15 protein-coding genes and 1 riboswitch are annotated in these 15385 nt (G+C 69.5%); all 15 genes read left to right on the forward strand.

Features of this window, described 5'->3' with window-relative positions:
• The first annotated feature begins 32 nt into the window (after positions 1–32).
• The gene (locus H8F25_RS01060; protein WP_197211677.1) at positions 33–1211 is read left to right on the forward strand and encodes a F420-0:Gamma-glutamyl ligase; all 1179 of its coding nucleotides are present in this window, start codon (positions 33–35) and stop codon (positions 1209–1211) included.
• A gap of 53 nt (positions 1212–1264) precedes the next feature.
• Positions 1265–2422: a hypothetical protein gene (locus H8F25_RS01065; protein WP_231596975.1), complete on the forward strand. Its 1158-nt coding sequence runs from the start codon at positions 1265–1267 to the stop codon at positions 2420–2422.
• Positions 2423–2977, forward strand: coding sequence for a Holliday junction resolvase RuvX (ruvX, locus tag H8F25_RS01070; protein WP_197211678.1), 555 nt, complete (start codon positions 2423–2425; stop codon positions 2975–2977). It begins immediately after the preceding gene.
• A 21-nt stretch (positions 2978–2998) separates the two neighbouring features.
• Positions 2999–3598, forward strand: coding sequence for a DUF3727 domain-containing protein (locus H8F25_RS01075; RefSeq protein ID WP_197211679.1), 600 nt, complete (start codon positions 2999–3001; stop codon positions 3596–3598).
• Positions 3598–4155 (forward strand): YqeG family HAD IIIA-type phosphatase, encoded by a 558-nt coding sequence (locus H8F25_RS01080; protein ID WP_197211680.1) that lies wholly within the window; start codon positions 3598–3600, stop codon positions 4153–4155. Before H8F25_RS01075 ends, H8F25_RS01080 begins: the two co-directional genes overlap by 1 nt.
• Positions 4155–5279 carry a glutamate 5-kinase gene (gene proB / locus H8F25_RS01085; protein WP_197211681.1) on the forward strand — a complete coding sequence of 375 codons (1125 nt, stop codon included), beginning with the start codon at positions 4155–4157 and terminating at the stop codon, positions 5277–5279. The genes H8F25_RS01080 and proB overlap by 1 nt, the downstream gene beginning before the upstream one ends.
• A 35-nt stretch (positions 5280–5314) precedes the next feature.
• Positions 5315–6367, forward strand: coding sequence for a UDP-3-O-(3-hydroxymyristoyl)glucosamine N-acyltransferase (lpxD, locus tag H8F25_RS01090; RefSeq protein ID WP_197211682.1), 1053 nt, complete (start codon positions 5315–5317; stop codon positions 6365–6367).
• A gap of 443 nt (positions 6368–6810) precedes the next feature.
• Complete coding sequence (gene leuB / locus H8F25_RS01095) at positions 6811–7893, forward strand: 3-isopropylmalate dehydrogenase (RefSeq protein ID WP_197211683.1); 1083 nt, start codon at positions 6811–6813, stop codon at positions 7891–7893.
• Positions 7894–8108: 215 nt separating this feature from the next.
• Positions 8109–9011, forward strand: a complete 903-nt coding sequence (locus tag H8F25_RS01100; RefSeq protein ID WP_197211684.1) for a phosphoribulokinase — start codon at positions 8109–8111, stop codon at positions 9009–9011.
• A gap of 151 nt (positions 9012–9162) precedes the next feature.
• Entirely contained in the window at positions 9163–9450 is a 288-nt protein-coding gene (locus tag H8F25_RS01105) for a hypothetical protein (protein ID WP_370525781.1), read from the forward strand.
• 330 nt (positions 9451–9780) lie between these two features.
• On the forward strand, positions 9781–10650 hold the full coding sequence (locus H8F25_RS01110; RefSeq protein WP_197211685.1) for an A24 family peptidase: 870 nt from the start codon (positions 9781–9783) through the stop codon (positions 10648–10650).
• Positions 10651–10719: 69 nt separating this feature from the next.
• Complete coding sequence (gene accD, locus H8F25_RS01115; RefSeq protein WP_197213304.1) at positions 10720–11610, forward strand: acetyl-CoA carboxylase, carboxyltransferase subunit beta; 891 nt, start codon at positions 10720–10722, stop codon at positions 11608–11610.
• Positions 11607–12086 (forward strand): hypothetical protein, encoded by a 480-nt coding sequence (locus tag H8F25_RS01120; RefSeq protein ID WP_197211686.1) that lies wholly within the window; start codon positions 11607–11609, stop codon positions 12084–12086. The genes accD and H8F25_RS01120 overlap by 4 nt, the downstream gene beginning before the upstream one ends.
• Positions 12083–13159, forward strand: coding sequence for a Gfo/Idh/MocA family protein (locus tag H8F25_RS01125; RefSeq protein WP_197211687.1), 1077 nt, complete (start codon positions 12083–12085; stop codon positions 13157–13159). Before H8F25_RS01120 ends, H8F25_RS01125 begins: the two co-directional genes overlap by 4 nt.
• A gap of 475 nt (positions 13160–13634) precedes the next feature.
• Positions 13635–13709: riboswitch (Glutamine riboswitch) on the forward strand.
• 524 nt (positions 13710–14233) lie between these two features.
• Positions 14234–15307, forward strand: a complete 1074-nt coding sequence (fba, locus tag H8F25_RS01130) for a class II fructose-bisphosphate aldolase (RefSeq protein WP_197211688.1) — start codon at positions 14234–14236, stop codon at positions 15305–15307.
• Positions 15308–15385 lie beyond the last annotated feature (78 nt).

Genomic DNA, 15385 nt, shown 5'->3' on the forward strand with positions numbered 1-15385 from the left:
TCCGCCCGTTCGCGCGCCGTAGGTTTCCGGACTTGCCTTTCCTGCTTTCGCTCCTTCCTGTCCTGTTGCTGCTGGCGGGACTCTGCCTGCTGTGGCTGGAGCTGCGCCATCGTCTCAGGCCCGCCTCGCCGCTCCAGCTCAGTGCCGGCCCGCTCCAGGTGAAGCGCAAGGCCATGGGCCTGGAGATCACCGGTACCGTGACCATCCGCAATCCGCATCCGCGCATGGAGGTGTTCGTGCCGGAAGTGCGGGTCGAGCCTGTGCTGCTGGGGAGGGCTGATCTGACGGAGGTGCGCTCCGAGGTGCGCATCACCTCCCTGCACCCCGATGAGGAGGCCCGTCCCGATCACTACTGGGCGGCTTACATCGTCAAGGGGCGCAAGAGCACCGCGGCCCAGATCCAGATCCGCCTGGCCGGACCCGCCGGCAGCGATCTGGAAAGCCTGATCGACACCGTCTGGATCGACCTGCAGTGGGTCAACTACGGCCCCTTCGGTCGTCTCACCCGCCGCGACGGCATTCTGGTCCCTGTCCAGAAGCCGGATCCCGCTGCGGCTCTGACAGCTCCCTGGCGCGAGGGTGAGGGCTGCCGCGTTCTGCCGGTGCGCACCCATCTGCTGGGGGTGCTCGACGATCCCCTGGAGGTTCTGCGTCAGTACTGCGCCGACCTGCTGCAGCCCGGGGATGTGCTCACCATCGGCGAAACCCCTCTGGCCGTGATGCAGGGCCGCTATCACCATCCCGCCACGGTGGAGCCCTCGATGCTGGCGCGTCAGCTCTGCCGTGTCTTCCATCCCACCAGCAGCCTGGCCAGCGCCTGCGGTCTTCAGACCCTGATCGACATCGTCGGACCGGCCCGGGTGCTGTGTGCGTGGGTCGTCGGCAGCGCCCTGAAGCTCGTGGGCATCCGCGGCGGGTTCTATCGCCTTGCCGGCGAACAGGCCCGTCTGATCGATGACATCACCGGCACCACCCCGCCCTACGACCAGACGCTGGTGCTCGGCCCCGCCGATCCGGATGCCTTCTGCCGCGAGATGGCCGTCGCCCTGGGCGTCGGCGTGGCCGTGGTCGATGTCAACGACCTGGGCCGCGTCAAAGTGCTGGCCGCCAGCCGCGACTGTGATCAGGAGCTGCTGCAGCGGGCGTTGCGTCCCAACCCGGCCGGCAACGCCAATGAGCGCACACCGCTGGTGCTGGTGCGCCCGACCTGAGTCCAGCCTTGATGCAGCTCTAGAATCACTGCTGGCAGTCCTGTGCTCAGTCCGTGCCTTCCAGCCTGATCCTCCCCGTGCAGGATCCGTCCATTCAGGATGGTCCCTGTCGCGATGCGCTGGAGCCCGGCCATGCTGCCGTCCAGCCGTCCAGCTCAGCCCCGCTCTGCTCCCCTGCCTATCGGGTGGAGCCTCTGCAGGGCTGGCATCTCCCTCTTCTTGACGATCGCGCCTTCCTGCCGCTTCAGCCGTTGCTGCAGCGCTCCCTGCTTCTGGCCGTTCCGGACAGGCTGCTGACGGCCCTGCGCCGTCGCCAGCCGCTCACCTCCCAGGCTCTGGTGGCCCTGCAGGTGTTGCCGGAAGGACAGCAGCGGATTCTTGGCCTGATCGTCTGCCGCCGCCTCAATCGCAGCGGCAGCAGCTGGCAGGTGGAACACCTCCGCCTGCCGATCCGCTCCTCCACTCCGGCCTCCCCCGGTCGCCGGGAGGTCTCCACCGCCCTTCTGCGCGAGGCCATCCACCGGGCGCGCAGCGCCGCGAGCTGGTTCGCCACGGCGTCGAGTCTTGATCGCGACCGGCTCGCCCTTCTGCGGGAGCAGGGTTTCCAGCCCCAGCGCACCGACCAGCTCTGGCGCTGGCGCCCCGCGGAGGCGGACGCGCCACCCCCTTGGCCAGCCGGTCTGCAGCTGCAGCGATTGCATCGCGGCACCGCCGCGCTGCTCTGGCACCTGGAGCAGGCCACCTGCCCGGCCCAGCTGCGCCAGCTGCTCGATCGCAGTGTCGAGGATCTCCTCGATCAGAGTGGCAACCGCGGTTGGATGCTCGTCGATGCCTCCCGCAACGAAGCGGTCGCCGCCGTGCGCTGGCTCTCCGACCGTCCCGACGGCGGCCTGCGGGTTGAGCTGAGCGTTCATCCGCTCTGGCAACACCTGCTGGGAGCTCCCTGCGAGCGTCTGCTCCACACCTTCGCCGGCAGCGGCAACACCCTGTGGCTCACCGCCGAGGTGGGTGATCGCCCCCGTCATCAATGGTTGCGCGCCCTCGGCGCCGAACCCCAGCAGGAGATGGTGCTAATGGCACGCAGTGTCTGGCGCCGTCAGGGCGCCTCCCCGGCCCGCCTCGGCGTGGCCCGCCTTGGGGCCGTTCTGGAACAGTTTCAGCCCCGTCGCCGGCCGCTGCCCACGCCGGTGGGTGGCCTCTCCCTTCGCTGAGTGGCTGCACCTCCTCCCTGCTCGGCCCTTGCCCTCGACATCGGCCGTCGCCGCATCGGTCTGGCCGGCTGTGATCCTCTTGGCCTGAGCGTCACCCCCCTTCCCGCGCTGCAGCGCACCACCCCTGAAGGCGATCGCGAGCGACTGCTGCCGCTGCTGCGACTGCGACGGGTGCAGGTTCTGGTGTTCGGCCTGCCCCTCGATGACGCGGGCCAGCCCACCGTTCAGGCCCGCCATTGCCGCCGTTATGGCCTGAGGCTGGCGGCGGCCCTGGCGGCGGGGGGCCATCCCCTGCCGGTCGCCTGGGTGAACGAGCACAGCAGCAGCTGGGCGGCCGCAGAGCGCTTCGGCCTGCACGGTGATCGCAGCGGTCGTCTCGACAGCGCCGCCGCCGCCCTGCTCCTCGAGCAATGGTTGCGGGATGGGCCTGAGGCCCGGTGGTTGCGGGATGCTCCTGTGGACCGGGAGCTGTGCGGGGGGGCCGTCGTCGTCGCCGAACCGGTCGCCCCGGCGACCATCCCCGCCGGCCCGGGGGCGGGCTCTGGTTCATCCTGAAGACATCCGCCATCCGCCTGCATGACCGCCGCACCCCAGGACGCTTCGGCACCTGCTGATATGCCCACCCTGGTGGTGCAGGACAGCCAGGGTCGCCAGCTGCTCTGTTTTCTCGAGCAGCTCATCCCGCTTCAGGGCCGTGATTATGCGCTGCTCACTCCGGTTGACACCCCGGTGAGCCTGGTGCGCCTGCCGCAGAGTGAAGCGGAGGAGCCTGAGGAGATCGTCGACTGGAGCGAGCGTGAACCGATCCTCGCGGTGGCGGAGTCGCTGCTGCAGGAACACAACCTGTCGCTGGTGCGCTCCGCTGCCACCCTCACCGTCACCGGCGACTTCGAGGACCCGGGCCTCGAGGAGGAGGACGAGGAGGAGGACGAGATCGAGGAGGGTGAGGCACTGGATGATGAAGAAGCGGGCGACCTCTTCGAATCGCTGCTCGACCGGCCCTTCTATGTGGGTGAGGAGCAGTACGACCTGTTCGTGCCTCTGGATCCGTTCTTCGTGGTAGCGGTCCTCGACGGCAAGCAGGCCCGACTCGTCGAGGGGGAGGATTTTGCCCAGGTGCAGCCCCTGCTGGAGGCGGAACTGGAGCGCCGTGAGCTGGGCGAACTGGGGGACTGATGGCCGCCGCTCCCCACTTCCGCCGACTGCTGACTCCCGACTGGCTGGTGCCCACCACCCTGGCCCAGCTGCCGCTCGATCCGCTCGAGCAGCTGGGCATCCGGGCCCTGGTGCTGGACGTGGACCGCACGATCCTGCCCCGTCGGCAGGCGGAGGTGCCTCCGGCTGCTGAGCAGTGGCTGCGCCATGCCGCCGCCCGGATGCCGATCCATCTGCTCAGCAACAATCCGTCGCGCCGCCGCATCGGTGCGGTGGCCGAAACCCTGGGGGTGCCGTTCACCACCTCCGCCGGCAAGCCGCGGCGCTCGGCCCTGCGCCGCGTGCTCGATGAGCTCTCGATTGCCCCGGCCCATGTGGCCCTGGTGGGCGATCGCATCTTCACCGACGTGCTCGTGGGCAACCGCCTCGGGCTGTTCACGGTGCTGGTGCGGCCGATCGATCCGCTCGGCCAGCCCTGTCGCCACGATCGCTGGCAGATGCTCGAACTGCGCCTGGCCGGCCTGATCGGTGGTGGTTCCGCCGCCGCAGGCCGTCCCGAGCCGGAGGCCAGCCGCTGATGGCCGCCGCCCCAGCCGGGACGCGGCGCGTCATCAAGGTGGGTACCAGCCTGCTGCGGGGCTCTCCGGAGCGGCCCACGGCGGCGGTGATCGCCGACCTGGCCGCCAGTCTCAACCGCCAGCAGCGTCGGGGTGAGCGCATGGTGCTGGTCACCAGCGGCGCCGTCGGCCTGGGCTGTGAGGTGCTCGGCCTGGAGCGGCGCCCCACTGAGCTGGAGGCTCTGCAGGCCGCCGCCGCCGTCGGTCAGGGCCGGCTGATGGCTCTCTATCAGGACGCCTTCGCTGTGCGTGGCCTCGCCGTGGCTCAGGTGCTGCTCACGCGCGGTGATCTGGCCTCCCGTCGCCGTTACCAGCGCGCCTGCCGCACCCTGGAGCAATTGCTGGCCTGGGGTGTGGTGCCCGTGGTCAATGAGAACGACACCCTGGCGACCGATGAGCTGCGCTTCGGCGACAACGACACCCTTTCGGCCCTCGTGGCGGTGGCTGTCGGCGCCGAGGAGCTGATCCTCCTCACGGACGTCGACAGCCTCTATTCCGGCGATCCCCGCACCGACGCCGAGGCCCGTGCCATCCCCGAGGTGCGCGATCTGGCCGAACTCGAGCGGCTCAGCAGCGTTGCCAGCGGTGGCGGCCGCTGGGGCACCGGCGGCATGACCACCAAGCTGCGGGCCGCCCGCATCGCCACCTCCAGCGGCATCCGCGTGCGCCTGGCCGATGGTCGCGATCCGGCCGTGCTTGAGGCGCTGTTCGCCGGCGAGCGGGTGGGCACGCTGTTTCAGCCCAGTGCCAGCCCCCTGCCGGATCGCAAGCGCTGGCTTGCCCATGCCCTGCTGCCCAAGGGAGGCCTGCGCATCGATGCCGGGGCTGAAGCGGCGCTGCTGCAGCGGGGTGCTTCGTTGCTTGCGGTGGGCATCCAGGCGGTTGAGGGGGCGTTCAGCCGTGGTGAGCCGGTGCGGATCCTCTCCCCTGAGGGCCGCGAGCTGGGCCGTGGCCTGTCCAGCCTGAGCAGCGATGAGCTCCATGGGCTTCTGGCCCTGGAGAGCGAGGAGCGTCGCCGCCGCCTGGGAGCCGTGCGCGATGCCGTCGTGCATCGCGACCAGCTGGTGCTGCTGCCCGGGGCCTGAGCCCCGCCTACCATCCGGCCGATCGGGGCCCGGCCATGCGTTTCAGCGAACTGCTCACCCAGCTCAGCGAGGTGAGTGAAGCCACCCCGCGCCAGCTGGCCCACGATCCGGAAGTCGGTGGCGCCGAGTCGATCGAGCGGGCCTCCGGCGGCCAGCTGAGCTTTCTGGAGGCCGGCAGCGCCCTGGCAGCCAGCCTCGCAGCCACCGGGGCCAGCGCCCTGCTGCTGCCCGCCCGCGGTGAGGAGGCTGAGGCCCTGCAGGAGCAGGCCAGTGCCCGGGGGCTGGCCTGGGTGGCTCTGGCGGATCCGCGTCTGGGCTTCGCCGAGGCTCTCGATCAGCTCTATCCGCGGCCCCGGCCCCAGCCGGGCGTCCATGCCACTGCCGTGGTGGACGCCGGAGCCGATGTGGCTCCGGATGTGCATCTGGGGGCCCATGTGGTGGTGGCGACCGGCAGCTCCATTGCCGGCGGCTGCGTGCTCCATCCCGGTGTGGTCATCTACGCCGACGTCGCGATCGGCCCGGACTGCGAGATTCATGCCGGCGCCGTGCTGCATCCCGGCAGCCGCCTGGGCCGGGGATGTGTGGTGCACTCGAATGCCGTCATCGGCAGTGAAGGCTTCGGTTTCGTGCCCACCGCCAGCGGCTGGCGCAAGATGCCCCAGACCGGCCGCGTGGTGCTGGAGGACGGTGTCGAGGTGGGCTGCGGCAGCACCATCGACCGGCCTTCGGTGGGGGAGACGCGCATCGGTGCCGGCACCAAGATCGACAACCTGGTCCACATCGGCCACGGTGTGACCACCGGGAGGGGCTGCGCCCTGGCGGCCCAGGTGGGCATCGCCGGCGGGGCCCGCCTCGGCAACGGCGTGATCCTGGCTGGCCAGGTGGGGCTGGCCAACAAGGCGGTGATGGGGGACCGCTCCATTGCCAGCTCCAAGTCGGGCATCCACGGCGAGGTGGCCCCCGGTGAGGTGGTGAGCGGCTACCCGGCGATCCCCAATCGCCTGTGGTTGCGCTGCTCAGCGGCATTCAGCAAGCTGCCAGATCTTGCAAAAGCGATCCGGGCTCTGGAGAAACGCCAGCAGGGCTGAGGTCGCCGGCGGCTGTCCCATGGCGCCGGACCATGTCGCCGGACCATGGCGACAGCCAGAACCCCGACGCGTCGGCCGCCTGCGGCTGCTTCGGGCAGCGGTTTCGCCGATCGCGTCTGCCACCAGCCGCGGACCCGCTGTCCTGGCTCTCGCCAAGGCCCCTCGGCGAGAGGACTGGCCGCCGCAGATCCGTCCTCAGTCAGCTCCCGATTCCGACAACCGCCTCGACACCCCCGGGGTGACGGCCCCGGTGGATCGAGCCGGGTCTGGGGCATCCGAAGCCGTGTATGGGGGAAAGCCGCAGCAAAGCCGCCCCACACGCCGACCGGCCCCCTCCCAGGGTCGGTCGCCATGCCCCGTGAGGAGCCCGCGGCGCCGATGTACGACAGCCCACCGCCGCGTAGCCTCGCGCCCATCCCCTTTGCGCCTGCGGCGGCCCAGCGATGACCAGCTACCGGATCACCCTGCTCGCCGGTGACGGCATCGGCCCGGAGATCATGGCCGTGGCACGCCGGCTGCTGGATGCGGTGAGCAGTCGCCATGGCTTCACGCTCGCCTACGACGACCAGCCGATGGGCGGGGTGGCCATCGACGTCACGGGCGAGCCGCTGCCCGCCAGCACCCTGGAGGCCTGCCGCGCCTCCGATGCGGTGCTGCTGGCGGCGATCGGCTCGCCCCGGTACGACAGCCTGCCGCGCGAGAAACGGCCTGAGACGGGCCTGCTGGGTCTGCGGGCCGGCCTGGGCCTGTTCGCCAACCTGCGGCCGGTGAAGATCATCCCGGCCCTGATCGATGCCTCGACGCTCAAACGCGACGTGATCGAGGGGGTGGATCTGATGGTGGTGCGTGAACTCACCGGCGGCGTCTATTTCGGCACCCCCAAGGGGCGGGTGGAGGCCGAGGGCCGTGTGCGCGCCTTCAACACGATGGCCTACTTCGATGACGAGATCGATCGCATCGCCCGGGTGGGCTTCGATCTGGCGCGCCAACGCGGCGGTCGCCTGTGCAGCGTCGACAAGGCCAACGTGCTCGATGTCAGCCAGCTCTGGCGTGATCGCGTCGAGGCCCTGCACGCCAGCGACTACCCGGATGTGGAGCTCAGCCACATGTATGTCGATAACGCCGCCATGCAGCTGGTGCGCAACCCGCGTCAGTTCGATGTGCTGCTGACCAGCAACCTGTTCGGCGACATCCTCAGCGATGAGGCGGCGATGCTCAGCGGCTCGATCGGCATGCTTCCCTCCGCCTCCCTCGGCGAGAGCGCCCCGGGCGTGTTCGAGCCGATCCACGGTTCCGCCCCCGACATCGCCGGGCAGGATCGCGCCAACCCCATGGCCATGGTGCTCAGTGCCGCGATGATGCTGCGGGTGGGTCTGAAGCAGGAGGCCGCCGCCGCCGACCTCGAGCAGGCCGTCGACCGGGTGCTGGCTGCCGGCTACCGCACCGGCGATCTGATGGCGCCAGGGTGCACCCAGGTGGGCTGTCAGGTGATGGGCGACCAGCTGCTGGCTGCCCTTCGGGACTGATCCTTCCAGCCGTCCCTGGAGCCGGCCCGCACCAGCGGCAGGGCCGGCCGGCGGCCGAGCCGTGGGGATGCCAGACCCGTTGAGACGGCGATCGTGTCGCTCCGGCCTCCCCGTGGTCAGTGATCCAGACGGCGGCGGAGCCCGCCACCGCGCCCTGGCAGAGGGGCCGGACCGGCGACCTGCCAAACTCCCCCACAGTTCAGCCCCTCCCGCGCATGTCGAAGCGTCATCCGGTCGTCGCCGTCACCGGTTCCTCCGGCGCCGGCACCAGCACCGTCAAGCGGGCCTTCGAGCACATCTTCAAGCGCGAGGGCATCACCCCGGCCGTGGTCGAGGGCGACAGCTACCACCGCTACGAGCGGGGCCCGATGAAGGAGGCCATGGCCGCCGCCCTGGCCAAGGGCGAGAACTTCTCCCACTTCGGCCCCGAGGCCAACCTGTTCGACAAGCTCGACGAGCTGTTCCGCACCTACGGCGAGACCGGCAGCGGCCAGAAGCGCTACTACCTGCACTCCGTCGAGGAGGCCGCCGAGCACAACGCTCGCCTCGGCACCAGCCTTGAGCCCGGCCAGTTCACCCCGTGGGAGACGATCCCCACCGGCACCGACCTGCTCTTCTACGAAGGCCTGCACGGTGGTGTGGTCGGTCAGGGCTATGACCTGCCCAGCCTGGCCGATCTGCTGATCGGCGTCGTGCCGGTCGTGAACCTGGAGTGGATCCAGAAGATCGCCCGCGACAACAAGGAGCGCGGCTACTCCGCCGAAGCCACGGTGGACACGATCCTGCGGCGGATGCCCGACTACATCAACCACATCTGCCCGCAGTTCAGCCGCACGGACATCAACTTCCAGCGGATCCCTACGGTCGACACCTCCAACCCGTTCATGATCCGCGACATCCCGACGCCGGATGAGTCGTTCGTGATCATTCACTTCCGCAAGGGTGCCCGCGAGAAGTGGGGGATTGATTTCACCTATCTGCTCGACATGATCCACGACTCCTTCATGTCCAGCCCCACCTCGATCGTCGTGAACGGCGGCAAGATGGGCTTCGCGATGGAGCTGATTCTCACCCCGATCATCCACCGCATGATCGAAGAGAAGAAGAAGCTCGCCTGAGCCCTTCGCCACTGCTGCAGCGCCATCGCTCGATCGGCGCTGCAGAACTACACTTGCGGCGCCGGAAGCGAGTGGTTCCATCGGCTTCAGCAGCGCCACGGGCAGTCCCTCCTTCGAGATCCGCGGGGCCGGTGGAGACCCCTCCACCTCTTTGCGGCTCGATCGGGTCAACAGCCGTGACCTGTTCGCTCTCGCCCGCAGTGTGTTCTTCCGTCATCTGCAGAGCTGTCCCGAAGGTCCGGATCCGGTGGGTGTGGTCCTCCCCCTCGACACCGATGATCCGGCCAGCGGTAGTCGGGGTCGCGTGGTGTTCGCCCTGCCGGTGCTCCTGCCCGAGGAGCAGTTCATTCCTCTCGACCTCCTGCTGACGCGTTCCCAGCGCGGTGGGCCAGGCCGCCGAGGGCGTCTTCAGATCTCGAGGCCCGGCCGTGGCACCTGAGCGTCCCTGAGATCGCCATCCGAGCCTTCCGCTGTCGTCCCTGGCCTTCAGCCTGAACCGCCAGCCTGAGACGACCGTTCACCGGGGATGCCTCTGAGCAGTGGCCGCTCATCACCTCCAGGCCTCCGCTGACGGGGCCTCCCCCCTGCGGTTGCGGCAGCCGTCGGGTGGCCAAACCGCCTGTTGAGGGGCCACGATGCAGCCGCTGGATTCGGCCGACCGCGGCGCTCCACGCCCGACGGGGTGCCGCGGCATTCGGATCCCCATCGCCGGGCTCCTCGCCTCCGCCCCGGCCCTGACAGCCAGCTCCCCGGGATTCCCAGCCAGCCGATGTCCGCCTTTCCTCTGTCGCTCGGGTCGCCGCTGGAGCCGCTGGTCTGGCCGCCGCTGCCGATTGTGGTGGCGCTGGTGGGGGCCTGTGTGGGCAGCTTCCTCAACGTGGTGGCCTGGCGCCTGCCTCGCCAGGAGTCTCTGGTGATGCCACCCAGCCACTGCCCCCGTTGTGGGACCCGCCTGGCCTGGTTCGAGAACGTTCCCGTGTTCGGCTGGCTGCTGATCCGCGGAAGCTGCCGTCACTGCCATCGCCCGGTGTCGTTCCGCTATCCCCTGGTGGAGCTGCTCTGTGCCGGCCTCTGGGTGGCGGCCCTGCTGGCCCGTCCCACGGCTATGGGCGGCGGTGCGTCGCCCCTGCTTCTGCTGCCGGCGGGGTGGCTGTTGATCAGCTGGCTGATCCCACTGGCGTTGATCGACCTCGATCGGCTCTGGATGCCCGAGCCGATGCTGCGCTGGGGGGTTGTGCTCGGCCTGGCCGTGAGCGCCGCCATCGGCTTCAGCCAGGACGCCGACGTCGGCCGGGCGCTTCTGTTCTCCCATCTGCTCGCCGCCGGAGGGGGGCTGCTGGCCCTTGAGGGGCTCAGCGCTCTGGGCGAGAAACTGATGGGCCGGCCGGCCCTCGGTCTGGGGGACGCCAAGCTCGCAGCCCTGCTGGGGGCCTGGCTGGGCCCGGCGTCGCTGGTTGCCGCAGTGGCTCTGGCGGTGCTGGTCGGCGCCATCGGTGGCCTGATCGGGCGGCTGCTCGGCCTGCTGCAGCGGCACCAGCCCTTCGCCTTCGGCCCCTGCCTGGTGCTCGGAGGCCTGGGCGTGTGGCTGATGGGTCTGCCTTTCTGGCTGCGGCTGGCCGGATTCCCGGCCACTGTCTGAACCCTCAGTCGGATGGTGGCCGCGGTCCGCAGGCCTTAAATGGGCCTGCCACCGGATGCCGCCCTGCCCATGTCGCTGTTCGACTGGTTCGCCGATCGCCACAAGACCGCACCGGCAGTGCGCTCGATGCAGGGCCCTGAGCCCGATGAGGGCGATGGGCTCTGGAGCAAGTGCCCGGAATGCGGCCAGGTCGTCTACCGCAAGGACCTGGTCGCCAATGCCAGTGTCTGCGCCAACTGCGGCCACCACAGCCGCATCGACAGCGCCGAGCGCATCCGGCTGATCGCGGATCCAGGCAGCTTCGAGGCGCTCGACACTGATCTGTCCCCCACGGATCCCCTGGCCTTCAAGGACAGGCGCAGCTATGCGGACAGGATCCGCGACAGCCAGCAGTCCACCGGCCTCCGCGACGCCGTGGTCACCGGTCTGTGCCGCCTGGAGGGTCAGCCGCTGGCCCTGGGGGTGATGGATTTCCGCTTCATGGGCGGTTCGATGGGATCGGTGGTGGGCGAGAAGCTCACCCGCCTGATCGAGGTGGCCACCGAGCGCCGCTTCCCCCTGGTGATCGTGTGCGCCTCCGGTGGCGCGCGCATGCAGGAAGGAATGCTCAGCCTGATGCAGATGGCCAAGATCTCCGGCGCTCTGGAGCGGCACCGCGAGGCCGAGCTCCTCTACATCCCTCTGCTCACCCACCCCACCACCGGTGGCGTGACGGCCAGTTTCGCGATGCTCGGTGACCTGATCCTGGCCGAGCCCAAAGCCCTGATCGGCTTCGCCGGTCGCCGCGTGATCGAGCAGACCCTGCGCGAGAAGCTGCCTGAGGGCTTCCAGACGGCGGAATACCTGCGCGAGCATGGCTTCGTGGATGCGATCGTGCCCCGCACGCAGCTGCGCGCCACCCTCTCCTCACTCCTCGAGCTGCATACACCGGCCTCCCGCCGCGAGGCCCTGGCCCGATGAGGCGACCTCTGAGGGGGCTGTTCCTGCCGGTGCTGCTCGGTCTGCTGCTGCTCTTCCCGCTCCGGGCCTGGGCCGGACCCGTGTCCTGGAAGGAGGTGCCACCCACCGCCGAGGGGCGCCAGTGGTGGGATGAGGGCAGTCTGCGCCGCAATCGATCCGGCCATCTCACCGTGCTCAGCCGCTTTCAGGCCGCACCCGAGGTGGAGGACGCTGCTGCGGCTGCCGATCCCTCGCCCGGCACGGCGGCGCCTGCGGGCTCCCTGCCGGCCGGTCTGGATCAGCGTCCGGCCGCTGCCTCCCGCTCCGCCCCGCCCATCAGCCGCCTCTATGTGATGGAACTCGACTGCGATCAGAGCCTTTACCGCGACATTTCGATCAACGGTCTTCCCCAGTTCGGGGCCCCGTGGCAGCCCACCGGCAGCGATGACCTCACGGCTGAAGTGCTGCGTCAGGCCTGCGCCGCGGAGGCCGCATGAGCCCAGGGCCCCTGCGCGTGGCGATCGCCGGACTCGGCTTCGGCGAGAAGGTGCATCTGCCGGCACTGCACGACTGTCCTCTCACCGAACCGGTGGCCCTCTGGCATCCGCGCCCCGAGCGGCTCGAGGTGGCCTGTCGTGCCAGCGGCCTGCCGGGCAGTGCCGATTTCGAGGCTCTGCTGGCTGATCCGGCGATCGACGCCCTGGTGCTGGCCACTCCACCCAAACCCCGCTTCGACCTGGCTCGTGCCGCCCTGCAGGCGGGCAAGCACCTGCTGCTGGAGAAGCCCGTGGCTCTCGATGCCGCGGCGATCGAGGAGCTGCAGCGCCTGGCCCTGCGTCAGGGGCTGACCGTGGCGGTCGACTTCGAATACAGGGCCGTGCCGCTCTTCCAGCAGCTGGCAGACCTGCTCAGCGAGGGCGTGCTCGGCGAACCCTGGCTGGTGAAGCTCGACTGGCTGATGAGCAGTCGCGCCGACGCCTCCCGCCCCTGGAGCTGGTACTCCCAGGCCGCCGCGGGAGGTGGGGTGCTCGGCGCGCTGGGCACCCATGCGTTCGACACCCTCCATTGGCTGATCGGTCCCAGCCAGGCGGTGCGGGGGCAGCTCAGCACGGCGATCGGCGAGCGCCCGTTGCCTCCTCCCGCCTCCGGCAGCGCGGCCGTCGATGCCGAGGACATCGCCCTGATCCAGATGGAGTTTCTCGATCGCGCCGGTCGGTCGGTGCCCGCCCAGGTGAACCTGGCTTCGGTGACCCGCTGCGGGCGGGGCCATTGGCTCGAGCTCTACGGCAGCGAAGCCACGTTGGTGCTCGGCTCCGGCAACCAGGCTGATTACGTGCACGGCTTCCAGTTGTGGATGGCCCGTCCCGGCGAATCGCTTCGGGCCGTGCCCGCCGATCCCGCCCTGGCGTTTCCCCGCACCTGGGAGGACGGCCGCATCGCTCCCGTCGGCCGCCTGATCGGTTGGTGGGCCGAAGCGATCGCTGAGGGCCGTCCGATGGTGCCAGGCCTCTGCGAGGCGGTGGCCAGTCAGCGGGTGTGCGACCTCGCCCGCCTGGCGGTGCCGGTCTGACCACCCAGTCCGTGCTCACCACGGGGGGCCTCGAACCGCTGAGGGCTTCGCTCTGGAGACCGGTCGCGCTCCGCTGAGCTCTGGCCCTTCTTCGGAACCGCCGCGCCGATGGGGACAGCGGGGATCCTCCGGGTGGGCCGCTGGGCGCCCGCCGCGGTGGATTCTGCACAGAGCCCGGTCATGGGGAAGCCATGTCCGCACGGCTGCAGGACAGGAGGTGACGCCGGCCCTTTGGTGCCATCCCGTTCGGCGACGGACACGGTGAGACGCGGTCGACGCCCTGGTGCATTGGTGCTGCATCGCAGGCTGCTGCCGCAGGCACTGCCGGGATGGGCACCGAGGGCGGCAAGCGGCTTGTGTGCGTGCCCCTCAGGCCGCGCCGGAGACGACGGAGGGCGGTGATCCACATGACCGATCAGTCGATGTGGTATCAGGGCGAACACGAAAGTTCGGTAGCAACCGCTACGGTTTACTGATCGTTGGCCGGTGCGCCCGTGCCGGCGGAAGTAGGTGAAGGCCCCTCTGGGGTCCCTCCCCGAAGCAACGCGCCATCCACCCCTGCTCCGGCAGGACTTTCTCGGAGGCACTTCCATGTCCATCACCACCGCCCGCCAGCTGGCCCGCCAGGCCGAAGAGGCCCGTCGCGCCGCTCGCCAGCACGACTACAGCGTTCAGTCCCTGCGTCGTCAGCGCCTGATCGACTGAGCCTGCCGCCCCCTCGCCTGAGTCGGGGCAGTCGTGTCACCGTGGCGTCCGATCGGACCCCGTTGCTTCGCCCCGCTTCGGCGGGGCTTTTTTCATGGCTGCGCGCTGAAGCAATCCCGGACCGGTTCTCCTGGGGCGATGGCCCACCCGTCCCCTGCGCCCGTGCGAGGGCTCCGTGCCGGGTGCGATCCGTCGTGGCCCTGATCAGCCCTCGTGGTTGATGGGAGGCAGCCGTGGCCTGCGCGCGGGGCATTCCGGCCGCCAAGGCGCCGGCGGAGCATCCCCTAGACTCCGCCCCAGACAGAGACGGGACGATCCCGTCAGCCGTCGACCCTTCCGTTCCCGAATCCACACCCGCGAGGTTTACCCATGGCGCTCGTCCCGCTTCGGCTGCTGCTCGACCACGCCGCTGAGAACGGCTACGGCATCCCTGCTTTCAACGTCAACAACCTGGAGCAGGTGCAGTCGATCATGGAGGCTGCCTATGAAACCGACTCTCCGGTGATTCTGCAGGCCTCCCGCGGCGCCCGCCAGTACGCCGGCGAGAACTTCCTGCGTCACCTGATCCTGGCCGCAGTGGAAACCTACCCGGATATCCCGGTGGTGATGCACCAGGACCACGGCAACAGCCCCGCCACCTGCTTCGGTGCAGCTGCCAACGGCTTTACCTCGGTGATGATGGACGGCTCGCTGATGGCCGATGCCAAGACCCCTGCCAGCTACGAGTACAACGTGGCGGTCACCAAGGAAGTGGTGGATGTGGCCCACGCCATCGGCGTGAGCGTGGAGGGTGAGCTGGGCTGCCTCGGCTCTCTGGAGACCGGCATGGGCGAGGCTGAGGACGGCCACGGCTTCGAGGGCAAGCTCGATCACAGCCAGCTGCTGACCGACCCCGCCGAGGCCGCCGATTTCGTGGCCAAGACCAAGGTCGATGCCCTGGCGATCGCCATCGGCACCAGCCACGGCGCCTACAAGTTCACCCGGAAGCCCACCGGTGAAGTGCTGGCCATCAGCCGCATCGCCGAGATCCACAAGGCCATCCCCAACACCCACCTGGTGATGCATGGCTCCTCCTCGGTGCCCCAGGAGTGGCTGGACATGATCAACAAGTACGGCGGTGCCATCCCCGAGACCTACGGCGTGCCCGTGGAGGAGATCCAGGAAGGCATCCGCAACGGCGTGCGCAAGGTGAACATCGACACCGACAACCGCCTCGCCTTCACCGCCGCGGTGCGTGAAGCCGCCGCCAAGGATCCCGCCAACTTCGATCCCCGCCACTTCAACAAGCCGGCCCGCCAGTACATGAAGCAGGTCTGCCTTGATCGCTACCAGCAATTCTGGTGCGCCGGCAATGCCAGCAAGATCAAGCAGCGCGACATCAACTACTACGCGGGTCTGTACGCCAAGGGCGAACTCGACCCCAAGACCGCCGTCGCCGCCTGAGCACCGGCTCAAGGCTCTGCCTCTGCCTGTTCCCGAACAGAATCATGTCTCTTCAGGGCCCATCAGGGCCCTTTTTTT

Source organism: Synechococcus sp. CBW1004 (assembly GCF_015840715.1).
In the GTDB taxonomy this organism is placed as follows: domain Bacteria; phylum Cyanobacteriota; class Cyanobacteriia; order PCC-6307; family Cyanobiaceae; genus Cyanobium.